This window comes from Burkholderia ambifaria AMMD, from assembly GCF_000203915.1.
In the GTDB taxonomy this organism is placed as follows: Bacteria; Pseudomonadota; Gammaproteobacteria; order Burkholderiales; family Burkholderiaceae; genus Burkholderia; species Burkholderia ambifaria.
This window is the reverse complement of sequence record NC_008391.1, coordinates 760,121-776,612: the sequence shown is the minus strand read 5'-3', so window position 1 is coordinate 776,612 and position 16,492 is coordinate 760,121. Positions and strand designations below refer to the sequence as shown.

The following is a 16,492-nucleotide window of genomic DNA, read 5'->3' as shown; positions in this document are numbered from 1 at the left end:
GTCGCTCGTCGGAAGGGTCGTTCAATGGGGCAGCAGGGCGCGCATCATTTCGCATCGTTGTAGACGGTGGCGCGCGACACGCCGAGGTGCTGCGACACGATTTCCATCGCGCGGCGCACCTCGAGGAAGCCGTCGGCCTTCAGCGCGTGCATCAGCTCGCGGCGCTGGTCGGTCTTCAGCTCGCGTGGGGTAGTCGCCAGGCGCGTCGCGAACGCATCGATGCGCTGCCGGATCGCGTCCGCGCCGGCCGGGTCGAGCGTTTCTGCGACAGGTTCGCCTTCGGTGCTGCAGAACTGGTTCAGCATGCCCTGGAAGCCGCGGAACAGCGTGACGTCCGCGTTCAGGCACAGCGCGGCCACGTAGCGGCCGCTCGAATCCTTGATGCCGATCGACGTGCTTTTCGCGGTGCGGCCGTCGGCGAAGCGGTTCGCGTAGTTCGCGAGCACCTGCGGGTAGTCGTCGTCCTCGATGCGCGCGAGCCCGAGTTCGGTCGCCGGATCGCCGACCGCGCGGCCCGACAGGTTGTTGTGGATCGCGAGGATCGCGTGTTCCGGCGTGCGCAGGTCGTGCACGACGACCTCGGTGAACGGCGCGAACATCGCGCCGAGCCCTTCGGCGATGCGCAGCACCTGCTCGATCAGCGATGCCTGCTCCAGTTGCGGTCGGGGGCGGGGCGTGGTCATGCGTTGGCCTGCAGTGCGGGCGCGTTGGCGACTTCCGGCCGCGTGATGTCGGCGAGCAGCGGGCGGGCGATCCGCACGTAGTCGGACGCGTCGAGCACGACCGAGCGGTCGAGGCGGCCCGCGTTGAACGCGATTTCGTCGTTGAGTTCGATGAGAGCCGGGTCGACGACGAGCGTCACGTTCGCGTCGAACACGAACGGCGGCACGGCGCCCATCACGCAGCGCGTGACCGCGGCCGCGAGTTCGGGCGGCGCGAGCGTCGCCTTGCGGCGGCCGAGCGCGTCGGCGACCTTGCGGAAATCGATCTTCAGATGGCCGGGGATCACCGCGAGCGCGGTGGCGTCGCCGCCGTCCTTGAATGTGCAGAGCATCGCCTTCGCGCCCTGTTCGGGACGCGTGCCGCGAATCGCGGCGATCACGTCGGATTTGCCTTCGGCCGGGTGCTCCATCACGCGGAACCGCGCGCCGGAGGTCGTCAGCAGCTCGCGCAGCGCGTCGAAAACGGGATAGTCGCTCATGTCGCTCATGTCGTTCCGGGCAGGAGGCGCGCGTTCGGCGCCGTCGATGGATTGTCCAAGTATAGACGTTTTGTCATGTGCAGGGCAAAAGCCCGGAGCATGGATCGCCCCGTGTGTCGTCGCACCAACAGCCGAAAGGTCGTTTCATATCGCGGAACGCCGGTCGAATTTCCGGCGCGTGGCCGTCCCGCCGCTTGAAAACTTGTTTTGCATCGCAAAAACGCGCGCTTATCTCATTGAAAAACAAGCGAAATTTATATCTTATGTCTTATATAAGAGTTGGTCGAAAGGGAACCGGGCGACGTTACTATTAAGTCCATGCAGTTCGCTTCGTCACACGGAGCGGGCACGCTGAACCCTTTACTCAAATGCGCTTCGTTCCCAGGAGATAGACATGTCCCAATATCAAGACGACATCAAGGCAGTGGCTGGTTTGAAGGAGAAGCAAGGCAGCGCGTGGGATGCCATCAATCCGGAATCGGCTGCCCGCATGCGTGCCCAGAACAAGTTCAAGACGGGCCTGGACATCGCCCGCTACACCGCGAAGATCATGCGCGCCGACATGGCCGCGTACGATGCGGACCCGACCAAGTACACGCAATCGCTGGGTTGCTGGCACGGCTTCATCGGCCAGCAGAAGATGATCTCCATCAAGAAGCACTTCAACAGCACCGAACGCCGTTACCTGTACCTGTCGGGCTGGATGGTCGCCGCGCTGCGTTCGGAGTTCGGCCCGCTGCCGGACCAGTCGATGCACGAAAAGACCTCGGTCAGCGCGCTGATCCGCGAGCTGTACACGTTCCTGCGCCAGGCCGACGCCCGTGAGCTGGGCGGCCTGTTCCGCGAGCTGGATGCGGCCAAGGATGCGGCTGCCAAGGCCGCGATCCAGGAAAAGATCGACAACCACGTGACGCACGTCGTGCCGATCATCGCCGACATCGACGCGGGTTTCGGCAATGCCGAAGCAACGTACCTGCTGGCCAAGCAGTTCATCGAAGCGGGCGCGTGCTGCATCCAGATCGAGAACCAGGTGTCCGACGAGAAGCAGTGCGGCCACCAGGACGGCAAGGTCACGGTGCCGCACGAGGACTTCCTCGCGAAGATCCGCGCGATCCGCTACGCGTTCCTGGAACTGGGCGTGGACGACGGCATCATCGTCGCCCGTACCGACTCGCTCGGCGCCGGCCTGACCAAGCAGATCGCCGTGACCAACACGCCGGGCGACCTGGGCGACCAATACAACTCCTTCCTCGACTGCGAAGAGCTGTCGGCCGATCAGCTCGGCAACGGTGACGTCGTGATCAAGCGCGACGGCAAGCTGCTGCGTCCGAAGCGCCTGCCGAGCAACCTGTTCCAGTTCCGCTCGGGCACGGGTGAAGCGCGTTGCGTGCTGGATTGCATCACGTCGCTGCAGAACGGCGCCGACCTGCTGTGGATCGAAACCGAAAAGCCGCATATCGCGCAGATCGGCGGCATGGTCAGCGAAATCCGCAAGGTGATCCCGAACGCGAAGCTGGTGTACAACAACAGCCCGTCGTTCAACTGGACGCTGAACTTCCGTCAGCAGGTGTATGACGCGATGCAGGCAGCGGGCAAGGACGTGTCGGCATACGACCGCGCGCAGCTGATGAGCGTCGAGTACGACCAGACCGAACTGGCCACGCTCGCCGACGAGAAGATCCGCACGTTCCAGGCCGATGCGTCGCGTGAAGCAGGCATCTTCCACCACCTGATCACGCTGCCGACGTACCACACGGCCGCGCTGTCGACCGACAACCTCGCGAAGGAATACTTCGGTGACCAGGGCATGCTCGGTTACGTGGCCGGCGTGCAGCGCAAGGAGATCCGTCAGGGCATCGCGTGCGTCAAGCACCAGAACATGTCCGGCTCGGATATCGGCGACGACCACAAGGAATACTTCAGCGGCGAAGCAGCGCTGAAGGCAGCGGGCAAGGACAACACGATGAACCAGTTCTCGTAATCGTCGCACCCGCGGTACGACGCCAACCCGTTTAGCGCGGGTTGGCGTTTTTTTATCCGCGTACCGCTTTCACGACGTACTGGCTCGTCGGCACCACGTCGATCTTGTCGAAATCGATGAAGCGTCCGCAGCTGTCCATCATCTGCGCGACGTTGCGCTGGAACTTCGCCTCGTCGCCGATCGCATCGAAGAACGCGTACGGATCGGTCATCGCCGCGGCCGGGAAGCATTCCTTGACGATCACGTCGTAGCCGGGCGCCGCATGCGTGAGCGCGCGCACCATCCGGGCGGCGTGAACACGGCGATGTCGAACCCGAGCGGCGCACCGCTCGACGAGATCAACAACCACTACACGCACGTGCCGCTGCAACGCGTCGGCTTGCCTGACGAAATCGCGCGCGCGACGCTGTTCCTCGCGCGCGACGAAGCGTCGTACTGCAACGGCACCGAACTGGCCGTCGACGGTGGGATGGCGGCATGCGCGTATTACCCCGGATTGCCGGGCGCGCCGCTTTGAGCGGTAGCGCACACAACGCGTTCGCGATGGATGTTTGTGTGCGCAACCTAATTCAGGGTTTGCCTGAGTAGCGAAAACGCCAATTCGGCCGCTGCCCGTTCGGGGGCAGCGCATACGAACGCGTCGCGCCGATTTTTCCGCGTTCGCGAAACCCTTGCCGGACGGACGTTTCGAGCCGTTTCGTCCCCAAAGCGAATGCGTCGACGCAATAAAAGGGACCGGCCGGCAAGCGGCATGCCGACGCGTCGTCACAATTGTTTCTTGTTGCAACGCAACGCCCGCCCAATAACGGCGATGGTATGCTGGCCGGCATGGAGTTGTACGGCAGGTTGCTGGCATGGCGAAACTCGCGTTCGCACGCTCATACGAGACATCACATTCTCTCGCCCGCATCGCGGCATCGACACGCGCTCCGCTCGCGCGTCCCGCCTTGCGCGTCGCTTCAACCTGCGCTCCGACCGCATTCCCCCATCTGGCGGGCTCGCCCCGCATCCCCGATCCCCTTCCAATAATCTGGAGACATTTCCATGTCGCATAACAGCATGGCCGAAGCGAGCCACAGCGCGCTGATCGCTCCCCCAGCATTCGTCAAGCATCGCAAACTGATCGAGTGGGTGTCGCGTATCGCGGCGCTCACGGAGCCGGAACGCGTCGTGTGGTGCGACGGCTCGCAGGAGGAATACGATGCGCTCTGCCAGGCGATGGTCGACCAGGGCACGCTCACGCGCCTGAACCCGGCGAAGCGGCCGAACTCGTATCTCGCGCAATCCGATCCGTCCGACGTCGCGCGCGTCGAGGACCGCACGTTCATCTGCACGCCGTCGCCCGACGACGTCGGCCCGACCAACAACTGGATCGCGCCGGAAGAAATGCGCGAGACGCTGAACGGTCTGTTCCGCGGCTCGATGCGCGGCCGCACGCTGTACGTCGTGCCGTTTTCGATGGGCCCGCTCGGCTCGCCGATCGCGCATATCGGCGTCGAACTGTCCGACAGCCCGTACGTGGTCGTGAACATGCGGATCATGACGCGCATGGGCCGCGAGGTTTATGACGTACTCGGCGAGGACGGCGATTTCGTGCCGTGCGTGCACAGCGTCGGCCATCCGCTGGACGCGGGTCAAAAGGATGTGCGGTGGCCGTGCAACCCCGTCAAGTACATCGTGCATTTCCCCGAGACGCGCGAGATCTGGAGCTTCGGTTCCGGCTATGGCGGCAACGCGCTGCTCGGCAAGAAATGCTTCGCGCTGCGCATCGCGTCGACGATGGGCCGCGACCAAGGCTGGCTCGCCGAACACATGCTGATCCTCGGCGTGACGTCGCCGGCCGGCAAGAAGTATCACGTCGCGGCGGCCTTCCCGTCCGCGTGCGGCAAGACCAACTTCGCGATGCTGATTCCGCCGCAGGGCTTCGACGGCTGGAAGGTCACGACGATCGGCGACGACATCGCGTGGCTGAAGCCGGGCCGCGACGGCCGCCTGTACGCGATCAACCCGGAAGCCGGCTTCTTCGGCGTCGCGCCGGGCACCGGCGTGAAGACCAATCCGAACGCGATCTCGACGCTGAAGGAAAACGTGATCTTCACGAATGTCGCGCTGACGGAGGACGGCGACGTGTGGTGGGAAGGCCTGACCGACACGCCGCCCACGAAGCTGACCGACTGGCAAGGCAACCCGTGGACGCCGGAAATCGGCAAGGAAACGGGCCGCAAGGCCGCGCATCCGAATTCGCGCTTCACGGCGCCCGCATCGCAATGCCCGTCGATCGACGCGGACTGGGAAAACCCGGCCGGCGTGCCGATCGACGCGTTCATCTTCGGCGGCCGTCGCTCGACCACCGTGCCGCTCGTGACCGAAGCGCGTGATTGGGTCGAGGGCGTGTACATGGCCGCGACGATGGGCTCGGAGACGACCGCCGCGGCCGTCGGCCAGCAAGGCATCGTGCGCCGCGACCCGTTCGCGATGCTGCCGTTCTGCGGCTACAACGTCAGCGATTATTTCGCGCACTGGCTGAAGATCGGCAAGCAGCTCGAAGGCGCGGGCGCGAAGCTGCCGAAGATCTACTGCGTGAACTGGTTCCGCAAGGACGCGAACGGCAAGTTCGTGTGGCCGGGCTTCGGCGAGAACATGCGCGTGCTGAAGTGGATGCTCGATCGCCTCGAAGGCAACGGCGGCGGCGGCGAACATGCGTTCGGCGTGTCGCCGGCCTATGACGACCTGCACTGGGACGGGCTCGCCTTCACGCGCGAGCAGTTCGATGCGGTGACGTCGATGAACGCCGACGAATGGCGCGAGGAGCTGAAGCTGCACGCGGCGCTGTTCGACACGCTGAAGCTGCGCCTGCCGACCGAGCTGACCGACACGATGAAGAAGATCGAACAGCGCCTCGGCGGCTGACGCGCCGCATCGACCACGACGTAGCGGCATCTGGACGTCCCGCCGCCGGCATACGACGCCGGCGGCGGGACGTCGTCGTTTGCGCCGCGTTTTCAGCTTGGCGTGACCGTTGAACGTGCGCTTAGGCGCCGCACTGCCGCGATCACTTCGTCGACCGCGCGCGGCACGTCGCCGCGCCAGTAGCGCAGCAGCGCGACATCGGCCGGATCGGGCTCATACAGGCGCCGCCCGCGATCGCGCGGATCGGCATCGCGGCGGCCGGCGAGACATGGGAGGAAGTCGAGCGTGACTGTCGCTGGCCGACGCGACCTTCTTCGGCCGGCAGGCCGGTCGTCACGCCGCGCGTTCGGCGAGCGAGGTGTTGCGTAGCGCCGCATAGCGTGGCGAGTAAAACGACGACGCCCCGGGCAACCGTGTTGCACCGGGGCGTCGTCGTCTCAGCGATGTCGGTGAATCGTCAGCCGAGATCGAGCGCGTTCGTCAGGTCGCCCGGCGGCGTGGCGCCGCGCGACGCGAACGCCTTGTCGCGCGCGGCGACGCCGTCGAGCGGCGCGAGCCCGTGCACGCGGCTGATGAAGCGCAGGATCGAGTTCGTGTCGTACATCGTGTGATCGACGTAGCCCTTCTTCGCGAACGGCGAGATCACGAGCGCGGGAATGCGCGAGCCGGGGCCCCAGCGATCGCCCGCCGGCGGCGCGACGTGATCCCACCAGCCGCCGTTCTCGTCGTGCGTCATCACGATCACGGTGTTCGCCCATTGCGGGCCGCGCCGGATGTGCTCGATCACGTTCGCGATGTGGTGATCGCCCGATTCGACGTCCGCATAGCCCGCGTGCATGTTCAGGTTGCCCTGCGGCTTGTAGAACGTGACGGCCGGCAGGCGGCCCGCGTCGATGTCGGCGATGAAGCGGTTGGTCGACGGCTCGTCGCCGACGCCGGCGTCGCGCAGATGCTTGCGCCGCGCGTCGGTGCCCGGCGCGTAGTTCGCGAAGTAGTTGAACGGCTGGTGGTGGTACTGGAAATCCGGAACCATGCCCGTGTCGCGGTGCTCGAGCGCGTACTGCCACGCGCCGCTGTACCACGCCCAGTCGACGTTCTTTTCCGACAGGCGGTCGCCGATCGTCGCATGGCCTTGCGGCGGGATCACGCGATGGTCGGCCGGGTCCGCATACGCGGCGTTGCCCGGATCGGCCGGCGGCACGTAGCTCGGCTGGTACGGCGGCGCCATCGTATTGACGCCGTAGCCGTCGGGCGTCAGCGGGCCGTCGACCGCGAACTTCGGCGGGCCGTCGAGCGCGGACGCCGGCGAATCGGCGGCGAGCGCCAGTCGCGTGCCGGCCGGATCGTCGCCGTCGACCTTCGACAGCAGCTTGGCCGCGTGCGGATGCTTGTGCGCGTCCGGATAGATCGGCGGCTGCGCGGAAATCAGGAACATGTGATTCAGCCACGAGCCGCCGAAGGCCGCCATGAAGAAGTTGTCGCACAGCGTGTATTGCCGCGCGAGGTTCCACAGCCGCAGCGTGTCGGCGGAATTGCGGTAATGGCCCATCACGAGGCCGCCCGAATCGGCCCACGCGGCGAACTGGTCGTTGCGGCCGCCCGCGATCTGCATCTGGTTCTGGTAGAAGCGGTGCCACAGGTCGCGCGTGATCACGCCGTTCGGCAGCGGCTTGCCTTGCGTATCGGCGATCCGGAACGGCGCGTTCGGCAGCTTGTCGATGTCGCGCTCGGCGATCGCGTAGCGCTTGCCGTCCACTTCCTGCGCGCGCGGCACGAGCCCGCCCCAGATCTTCGGCAGCACCGGCAGCGGCGTCTTGCCGTCGCGATCGAGCTGCCGCGCGTCCTCGGGGCGCACCTCGCTCAGCGGATGGCGCACACCGGGGAAGTCGCCGTACAGGTTCGCGAAGCTGCGGTTCTCCGCATAGATCACGACGATGTGGCGCACCTGCCGGCGCAGCGCGTCGTCGATCCGCAGGTCGGCGGCGGAGCGCGGCGCGCTGCCCGGCGTGGTCTCGCAGCCGCCAAGCGCGACGCCCGCGCCGAGCGCGGCGAGGCCGCCGAGCATGCGGCGGCGGTCGGGATCAACGGGAAGGTCGTCGGGGCGATCGGGGGTGTCGTTCACGTCGTGTGCTCCTCGAATGGGCGGTTATCGTTCGATGCGCGGCAGCGTCGCACGGCTGGCTGCGACGCGGGACGGACGCAACAGCCGGCGTCGCACCCGGCGGGGTGCTGCGCGGGGCGAGGTCAACTGTCATACAAATGTCACGAACGCGACTATAACGCGGCTCGCCGCGTGGGTGAAAGGCGTTTGCCGGACGATGCGAGACGCCTGCGCGCGAACTAGACTGGAATCACGGGCTGTGCGCTTCGGCGCGATGTCCGTGCGAGCGCTGCCATGCGGCGTGTTCGCGGTGTCTTTCATGCGACGAAACGAGGCGACGATGGCGCGGATGCGGTCCGTGAGCGCGCGTAGCTGCGGATACCGCGCGCCGTCGGGGCGCGCGGGTACGCATTAAGCGCGCGCCGCACGGCGCGACCGGCCGGCTCGATGCGATGGACAAGAAATTCGACTACGCAGGATTACTGATCGCGGCGGGCTTCTTCGTGCTGTTCGCTGCGCAGTTGCTGATGCTGCGGCCCGAGACGACGATGATCGCGTACAGCGATTTCCATCGGCTCGTCGACGCGCGCCTCGTCGACGATCTCGAGATCGGCTCGACGTCGATCGTGGGCACGCTGAAGATGCCGCAGGCCGGCGCGATGCTGCCGGCATCCGAAGTCGCGGCCGTGAAGGCGGGCGGCACGCCGCCGCGCTTCGCCACCAACCGCGTGACCGACCCGCAACTGATCGACGCGCTGAGCGCGGCCGGCGTCCGCTTTCACGGCGCGTCCGACACCGGCTGGATCACGTCGCTCGCGTCGTGGCTGGTGCCGCTCGTGGCGTTCGTGTTCATCTGGAACCTGATGCTGCGCAGGCGCGGCGGGTTGCAGGACTTCACCGGGATGGGCAAGAGCCGCGCACGCGTGTACGTGCAGCAGGAAACCGGCATCACGTTCGACGACATCGCGGGCATCGACGAAGCGAAGGCCGAGTTGCAGCAGCTCGTCGCGTTCCTGCGCAACCCCGACCGCTACCAGCGGCTCGGCGGCAAGATCCCGAAGGGCGTGCTCGTCGTCGGCGCGCCCGGCACCGGCAAGACGCTGCTCGCACGCGCGGTGGCCGGCGAGGCGGCCGTGCCGTTCTTCTCGATCAGCGGCTCGGCGTTCGTCGAGATGTTCGTCGGCGTGGGCGCCGCGCGCGTGCGCGACCTGTTCGAGCAGGCGCAGCAGAAGGCGCCGTGCATCGTGTTCGTCGACGAGCTCGATGCGCTCGGCAAGGTGCGCGGCGTCGGGCCGATGTCGGGCAACGACGAGCGCGAGCAGACGCTCAACCAGCTGCTCGTCGAGATGGACGGCTTCCAGGCCGGCACGGGCGTGATCATCATGGCCGCGACCAACCGGCCGGAGATTCTCGATCCGGCGCTGCTGCGCCCCGGCCGCTTCGACCGTCACATCGCGATCGACCGGCCCGACGTGAACGGGCGCCGCCAGATTCTCGGCGTGCATGTGAAGCGCGTGAAGCTCGCGGACGAAGTCGACCTCGGCGAACTCGCGTCGCGCACGCCGGGTTTCGTCGGCGCCGATCTCGCGAACGTCGTCAACGAGGCGGCGCTGCATGCGGCCGACCTCGGCAAGCCGGCGATCGGGATGGACGATTTCGACGAAGCGATCGATCGCGCGATGACGGGCCTCGAGCGCAAGAGCCGCGTGATGAACGCGCAGGAAAAGCTGACGATCGCGTATCACGAGGCCGGCCATGCGCTCGTCGCGGAAAGCCGCGCGTATTGCGATCCGGTGAAGAAGGTGTCCATCATTCCGCGCGGCGTGGCCGCGCTCGGCTATACGCAGCAGGTGCCGACCGAGGATCGCTACGTTCTGCGACGCAGCGAGCTGCTCGATCGGATCGATGCGCTGCTCGGCGGCCGCGTCGCGGAAGAACTCGTGTTCGGCGACGTGTCGACGGGCGCGCAGAACGATCTCGAACGCGCGACCGCGATGGCGCGCCACATGGTCATGCAGTACGGGATGAGCGAGAAGATCGGGTTGATGAGTTTCGACGACGGCGAGGCGCGCAGCGGCATACCGGGCGCGTGGCATGCGGGCGAGGGCCGCTGCAGCGAGCACACCGCGCGCGTGATCGACGACGAGGTGCATACGCTGCTGACGGATGCGCATGCGCGCGTCGCGGCGACGCTCGGCGCACGTCGCGACGCGCTCGAGCGGATCGCGCGACGGCTGCTCGCGTGCGAGGTGCTGGAACGCGACGCGTTGCAGGCGCTGATCGACGGGCGCGAGGTGCCTGCGTCCGAGCCTTCGATGATCGATTGCGGGCCGTGCACGGGTGTGAATGCGCCGGGGCAGGCGTCGGCGGCCGAGCACGATTTCGTCGCATGCGGGCCGCCGCGCGAACCGGAGCGCTGAAGCGCGGATCGCCCGCGCAGTTGGCGGGCTTGCTAACGCATTCCGATTTCAGTGGCGGTGCAGACGGTGACCGGTGCGGCGCTCGACCGATGTGAGAATGTGCGTCAGGACGCGGTCGCGGCGGCGACTTCCGCGGCTTCGGTGAGCGCGTCGAGAAAGCGCGTGCGCCACCAGTGCACGTCGGTCTTGCGCACGATCGCCATCAGCGCGTCGTGACGCTGGCGGCGTTCCTCGATCGGCATCGTGAGCGCGCGCTGGATCGCCTGCGCGGTGCCTTGCGTGTCGTATGGATTCACGAGCAGCGCGGGCTTCAACTGCTCGGCCGCGCCCGCGAAACGCGACAGCACGAGCACGCCCGGATCGGCCTCGTCCTGCGCGGCGAGAAATTCCTTCGCAACCAGGTTCATCCCGTCGCGCAGCGGCGTGACGAGTGCGACGCGGCTCGCGCGATAGAGGCCCGGCAGGCGCTTGCGCGCGACCGTGCGGTGGATGTAGCGCATCGGCATCCATTCGAGTTCGCCGTAGTCGCCGTTGATCGCGCCGCACAGACTGTCCATCTCGCGCCGCAGGTCGTCGTACGCGCCGAGATCCTCGCGGCTCGGCGCGGCGATCTGGATCAGCGTCGCGCGATCGCGGTTCTCCGGATACTGTTCGAGCAGCTGACGGAACGCATGCACGCGTTGCGGCAGCCCCTTCGTGTAGTCGAGCCGGTCGACGCCGACGAGCAGCTGGCGGCGCGAATACTCGTCGCGCATCCGCTCGAACATGTCGATTCCGTCGCGATTCTCCGCGAGCGCCGCGAATTCGTCGACGTTGATGCCGATCGGGAACGCGCCGGCCGACAGCGTGCGGCCGAACGCGTGCAGGCGGCCGTCCGGCAGACGTGCGGCACCGGCTTCCGCCTCGACGTAGTGCTCGAAGTGCAGCAGATCCGATTCGGTCTGGAAGCCGACGAGGTCGTACGCGAACAGCGAGCGCATCAGCCACTCGTGCTCCGGAATCGCGGCCATGATCGGCGGCGGCGGCATCGGGATGTGCAGGAAGAAGCCGATCGGATTCCTGCAGCCCATCGCGCGCAGCTCGGCGGCGAGCGGGATCAGCTGATAGTCGTGGACCCAGATGGTGTCGTCGGGGCGCAGCAGCGTGCTCAGCTTGCGCGCGAACAGCTGGTTCACGCGCCGGTAGCCGTCCGCGAAGCGCCGGTCGAACTGCGCGAGATCGAGGCGGTAGTGGAACACCGGCCACAGCACGTTGTTCGAGTAGCCGAGATAGTACGCGTCGTAATCCTGCGGATCGAGATCGATCGTCGCGAGCTGGATGCCGCCGACGTTCTGGATCTGCACGTCGTCGCCCTGGGCGGTACGTTCGTCTTCACCGCGCAGCCTGCCGCTCCACCCGAACCAGACGCCGCCTGATTCCTGCAGGCTGTCTTTCACGGCCACGGCCAGCCCGCCGGCCGCGGCTTTACGGGGATCTGCGATGCGATTGGATACGACGACGAGTCGGCTCACCAGCTCTCCTGCGAATAGTTTGGGAAGGTTCGTGCGGCCAGGGCGTGAAGCGGACGCCGCCATCGACGCGAGGCGCGATGGGGCCGCGGTACGAACGGACGGGAATCAGGGGCACGCGATTCGCTGTCCGAACGTGGAGTGCTTTTTTAGGATACTCGTCATTCGGCTGATTTAAAAGTGCATGACCGAGATCAACGCGGCCTCGCATCGGGCGCGATGCGCGTCGTGGCGTGCATTCGGAGGGCAGGACCGGAAATTGCGCAGCGCGGCGGAGGCCGTGTGCGCAACGGGAAGCGGAGGGCAGAGAAGAGGGAATTGCAGGCCGGGATCGTCAGATTCATCTGATCGATGCCGCGACTGTGTTCGGTCGATGCCGCCGCGATTTCACCAATGTTGATGTCGGTGACGCAAGCGCGGAACCCTTCTGGATCGTCCGAACCGATGCGACGATCGGCTCCGTGATCTTGCTCGTCAGCCAAAGGCTGCCGCCAACCGCGACCGCGATCAGACAAATGGCCTGCAGCAGGTTGCGCCCGGTCGTGTAACGATCCGCGAATGCCCGTGCGATCGCGACTTCGCGCTCATGCGTACAGGTTGCGTGCGCATCGGCTTGGTGAACAAGTTGCGCAAGCAACGGACGGCAGCAGTTGTCGATATCGGCCGTCACATCTTCGCTCTTGCTGGCCTGCGCGAGCCCGATGATATTCAGCGCGACGAGCCGCTCGAACAACCCGCGGCCAGCGCCGCAGGCCGTCCGGCGCTCAGAACGTCGTGCGCAACCCGGCCATCACGCTGCGGCCGCCCTGCGGAGCAAAGCCGCGCACGACCGAGGTCGCGTAGCGGATTTCCTGGTTCGTCAGGTTGTCGCCGCGCAGGTACGTGAGCCAGTGTGTCGCGCCGACACGGAACTTGTACGTGAGCATCACGCCGAGCGACGTGTAGCCGTCCGTCGAAAAGTCGTTGTCGGGCACGCGGTGCTGCGACCACGCATGCGTGACCTGCGCGCGTGCGCCGAACGGGCCGTAACCGTAGTCGGCCGCGAGCGTCGCGCGCAGCGGCGCGATGCGCGGCAGCGGCTGGCCGGTGTCGACGTTGCGTGCATGCGTGTAGTCGGCGGTCAGTTCCAGATCGACCGTATGGCCGCGCCGCGAGAACGCGCGCCACTTGCCGTCGAGTTCGACGCCGTAGAACTCGGCGCGCACGCCGCGATAGATCGCTTCGTTGAGCGAGCCATCGGCGCCGGGTGCGACCGGTTCGCCGTCGTCGTCGACGACGCGGCCCGTGTTGTACTCGGTCAGGTAGTTCGAGAAGCGGTTGTAGAACACCCCGACGCTGCCGCGGTTAGGGCCGCTCGCATAGCGCAGCGACAGGTCGGTCGACACGGCCTTTTCCTTCGACGCGTTCGGGTTGCCGATCAGGAACTGGCCGGTCGCGTCGTGCGGGCCGTTCGAGTACAGCTCGTAGAAGGTCGGCGCACGCTCCGTGTAGGCGACGTTCGCCGCGACCGACCACACGGGCGTCAGCGAGAAGAGGGCGCCGGCCGATACGCTGCCGGCGTTGAAGTCGCGCGGCTGCGCGCCCGCGAATTTCTCGACGCCGGCCGGATCGGGATCGACCTTCACGTGCTCGAAGCGCCCGCCGAGACTCAGCTTCAGCGCCGGGTCGACCTGCCATTCCTCGAGGCCGAACAGCGCGACGCTGTTCGTGCGCGTCGACGGCACCAGCAGTTCATCGCCGAGCGCCGAGAATGTGTTCCGGCCGAACTGCACGCCGATCGCGCCTTCGAACGGACCGATCTTGCGATGCCGCGCCTCGATGCGCGCTTCGTAGCCGCGGTTGCGGAAGGTGGTCGCCGTCTCGCCGTTGTCGACTTCCTTGTGGCGGTAGTCGGTGTACGCGAAGTCGAACTTCACTTTCGTGAACGGGCCGCTCAGATTGCGCACCTCGGACGCGAACGCGAGCCGTTCCTGGCGCATGCGCAGGCGCACGTCGTCCTCGGCGACGGAGCCGTAGTTCGATTCATAGCCGCTGTACGACAGGCCCGCGAAACCGTCGGCCCACGTGTACGACGCGCCGGCGGCGCCGCCGTGCACGCGGCCGTCGCTGTTCGGTACGTTGCCGTACGGCTGCGGCGTGTCGGGGCCGTCGATCGCGCGTTGCGCGCCGCTGCGCGCATAGCCGGGAATCCGTAGCTTGCTGGCCTCGCGGTCGAATGCGTCGACATGGAACGCGAAGCGGCCGTTGCCGCCTTCGACCTGCGCGGCGCCGGCGCGCACCGAGTTCGCGCCGCCGTAGCGTGCATCCAGCGCACCTGTCACGCCTTCGATCGCCTCGCGCGGAACCCGGTTGTCGATCGTGTTGACGACGCCGCCGACCGCGTTGCCGCCGTACAGCAGCGCGGCCGGGCCGCGCACGATCTCGACGCGCTCGATCGACAGCGGGTCCTGCGGCACCGCGTGGTCGTACGACAGCGACGATGCGTCGTAGGCGGCGACGCCGTTCTGCAGCAGCCGGATCCGGTCGCCGTCCATCCCACGGATGATCGGACGGCCGACCATCGGGCCGTAGGTGGTGGTCGACACGCCAGGCAGGCCGTTGAGCGTCTCGCCGAGCGAATCGGCCTGGCGGCGCGTCAGCGCGTCGCCGGACAGTTGCGCGGTCGGTGCGATCAATTGGGTGTCGCCCAGCGGGTTCGCGGTCACGAAGATCGGCGCGAGCGGCGTGGTCTGCGTCGGGGTTGGCGAGGCGGGCGTATCGGCGGCCTGGGCTTGTGCGACGGCGGCGAACAGCATCAGCGAAACGGGAGAGAGCGGGCGAAGCGGTAGACGAGGGAGGTCGCGCATGGTCGGTGAATCGGTTGGGATCGGTTGGTTTGGTGTGTCGGAAAGCGAGCCATGCGGGTCACGAATAGATACGATATATTGTTGCGTCAGCGACGCGTAGTGGCCCCGCTATGACCCATCCGGACATGACTCGGCGTAACTCGGCCACCCGGAGGGAGCGAGCGGGTTCGGATGCTTCAGGTGGACGAGATCGCGAAATGATATGTTATATCATCTCGAATTCCAAGCGAAACGACGGTATGCCGCAGGGTTTCCGACCAACGGCCGAAATGGCTGCGTAGGAAGAAGGGGCGTTGAACCGGCACCGACACCGGCCGTCCGCGCCGGATGTCCCGCGACGAATGCGCCACCGTCGCGCGCGTTTCCCGCCCCGTTGATGCGTATCAAGGCGCTCCGGTTTCGAGTCCGGATACTGGCCGGAACATCGACCACCCAGGAGCGACTCGTGACCCAAACAATGAAAGCGGCCGTGGTACACGCGTTCGGCGAACCGTTGCGCATCGAGGAAGTGCCGATTCCGACGCCGGGCGCGGGCCAGATCCTCGTCAACATCAAGGCGTCGGGCGTGTGCCACACGGACCTGCATGCCGCCGACGGCGACTGGCCCGTGAAGCCGACGCTGCCGTTCATTCCCGGACACGAAGGCGTGGGCGTCGTCGCGGCGGTCGGGGCGGGCGTCACGCACGTACGCGAGGGCGACCGCGTCGGCGTGCCCTGGCTCTACACGGCATGCGGCCACTGCGAGTACTGCCACACCGGCTGGGAAACCCTTTGCCACGGGCAGCAGAACACCGGCTATTCGGTCAACGGCAGCTATGCCGAATACGTGCTGGCCGATCCCGACTACGTCGGCCATCTGCCGGCGCAGGTTGCGTTCGACGAGATCGCGCCGATCCTGTGCGCGGGCGTGACGGTCTACAAGGGCATCCGCGTCACCGACACGCGCCCTGGCCAGTGGCTCGCGATTTCGGGCATTGGCGGCCTCGGCCACGTAGCCGTGCAATACGCGCGCGCGATGGGCCTGCACGTCGCGGCGATCGACGTGTCACCCGCGAAGCTCGAACTCGCGCGCCAGCTTGGCGCAGAGCTGACGATCGATGCATCGGTCGACGATCCGGCGAAGGTCATCCAGAAGGAGATCGGTGGTGCGCACGGCGTGCTGGTCACGGCCGTGTCGCGCAGCGCGTTCGCGCAGGCGCTCGGGATGGTGCGACGCGGCGGCACGGTGGCACTCAACGGCTTGCCGCCCGGCGATTTCCCGTTGCCGATCTTCTCGACCGTGCTGAACGGCATCACGGTGCGCGGCTCGATCGTCGGCACACGGCGCGACTTGCAGGAATCGCTCGATTTCGCGGCGGATGGCCTGGTGCGCGCGCATATCCATCGCGACCGGCTCGGCAACATCAACGACATATTCGCGCGGCTGCGCGAAGGCAGGATCGACGGTCGCGTCGTGCTGACCGACATGCACTGACGCGCGCTCGGGCACGCTGCCGCGACGTGGGGGACGTCGCGGCAGCGCAGC

11 protein-coding genes and 1 pseudogene are annotated in these 16,492 nt (G+C 66.8%); 5 read left to right on the top strand and 7 right to left on the bottom strand.

Annotation, left to right across the window (positions count from 1 at the left end):
* Positions 1-44: 44 nt before the first annotated feature.
* Together BAMB_RS19475 and BAMB_RS19470 are read right to left on the bottom strand one after the other, a co-directional pair.
* Complete coding sequence (locus BAMB_RS19475) at positions 45-683, bottom strand: helix-turn-helix transcriptional regulator (RefSeq protein WP_011658887.1); 639 nt, start codon at positions 681-683, stop codon at positions 45-47.
* Positions 680-1,201, bottom strand: coding sequence for a YbaK/prolyl-tRNA synthetase associated domain-containing protein (locus tag BAMB_RS19470; RefSeq protein ID WP_041491651.1), 522 nt, complete (start codon positions 1,199-1,201; stop codon positions 680-682). Before BAMB_RS19470 ends, BAMB_RS19475 begins: the two co-directional genes overlap by 4 nt.
* Positions 1,202-1,595: 394 nt before the next feature.
* Here BAMB_RS19470 and BAMB_RS19465 point away from each other — a divergent pair, with 394 nt between their 5' ends.
* Positions 1,596-3,182 (top strand): isocitrate lyase, encoded by a 1,587-nt coding sequence (locus BAMB_RS19465; protein WP_011658885.1) that lies wholly within the window; start codon positions 1,596-1,598, stop codon positions 3,180-3,182.
* Positions 3,183-3,234: 52 nt separating this feature from the next.
* Here the strand turns inward: BAMB_RS19465 and BAMB_RS19460 are convergent.
* Positions 3,235-3,465, bottom strand: a pseudogene (locus BAMB_RS19460) (EthD domain-containing protein); the annotation flags it as partial.
* Positions 3,466-3,486: 21 nt separating this feature from the next.
* On the opposite strand from BAMB_RS19460, the gene BAMB_RS19455 reads away from it, so the two are divergent.
* Both BAMB_RS19455 and BAMB_RS19450 read left to right on the top strand, forming a co-directional pair.
* On the top strand, positions 3,487-3,699 hold the full coding sequence (locus tag BAMB_RS19455) for an SDR family oxidoreductase (RefSeq protein WP_232625471.1): 213 nt from the start codon (positions 3,487-3,489) through the stop codon (positions 3,697-3,699).
* A 527-nt stretch (positions 3,700-4,226) separates the two neighbouring features.
* Complete coding sequence (locus BAMB_RS19450) at positions 4,227-6,092, top strand: phosphoenolpyruvate carboxykinase (GTP) (RefSeq protein ID WP_011658883.1); 1,866 nt, start codon at positions 4,227-4,229, stop codon at positions 6,090-6,092.
* 457 nt (positions 6,093-6,549) lie between these two features.
* Here BAMB_RS19450 and BAMB_RS19445 read toward each other — a convergent pair whose 3' ends face one another.
* The gene (locus BAMB_RS19445; protein ID WP_011658881.1) at positions 6,550-8,214 is read right to left on the bottom strand and encodes an acid phosphatase; all 1,665 of its coding nucleotides are present in this window, start codon (positions 8,212-8,214) and stop codon (positions 6,550-6,552) included.
* Between the two features lie 431 nt (positions 8,215-8,645).
* Between BAMB_RS19445 and ftsH the strand changes: the two genes are divergently transcribed.
* Entirely contained in the window at positions 8,646-10,613 is a 1,968-nt protein-coding gene (gene ftsH, locus BAMB_RS19440) for an ATP-dependent zinc metalloprotease FtsH (RefSeq protein WP_011658880.1), read from the top strand.
* Between the two features lie 104 nt (positions 10,614-10,717).
* Here the strand turns inward: ftsH and otsA are convergent, their stop codons facing one another.
* The 3 genes from otsA to BAMB_RS19425 all read right to left on the bottom strand — a co-directional run bounded on the left by otsA (position 10,718) and on the right by BAMB_RS19425 (position 14,967).
* Positions 10,718-12,124, bottom strand: coding sequence for an alpha,alpha-trehalose-phosphate synthase (UDP-forming) (otsA, locus tag BAMB_RS19435; protein WP_006753584.1), 1,407 nt, complete (start codon positions 12,122-12,124; stop codon positions 10,718-10,720).
* Between the two features lie 337 nt (positions 12,125-12,461).
* A complete protein-coding gene (locus BAMB_RS19430) occupies positions 12,462-12,854 on the bottom strand; it encodes a hypothetical protein (protein WP_011658878.1) in 393 nt (130 codons plus the stop codon).
* A gap of 31 nt (positions 12,855-12,885) precedes the next feature.
* The gene (locus BAMB_RS19425) at positions 12,886-14,967 is read right to left on the bottom strand and encodes a TonB-dependent receptor (protein ID WP_011658877.1); all 2,082 of its coding nucleotides are present in this window, start codon (positions 14,965-14,967) and stop codon (positions 12,886-12,888) included.
* Between the two features lie 445 nt (positions 14,968-15,412).
* On the opposite strand from BAMB_RS19425, the gene adhP reads away from it, so the two are divergent.
* The gene (gene adhP / locus BAMB_RS19420) at positions 15,413-16,441 is read left to right on the top strand and encodes an alcohol dehydrogenase AdhP (protein ID WP_041491467.1); all 1,029 of its coding nucleotides are present in this window, start codon (positions 15,413-15,415) and stop codon (positions 16,439-16,441) included.
* Positions 16,442-16,492: the final 51 nt, after the last annotated feature.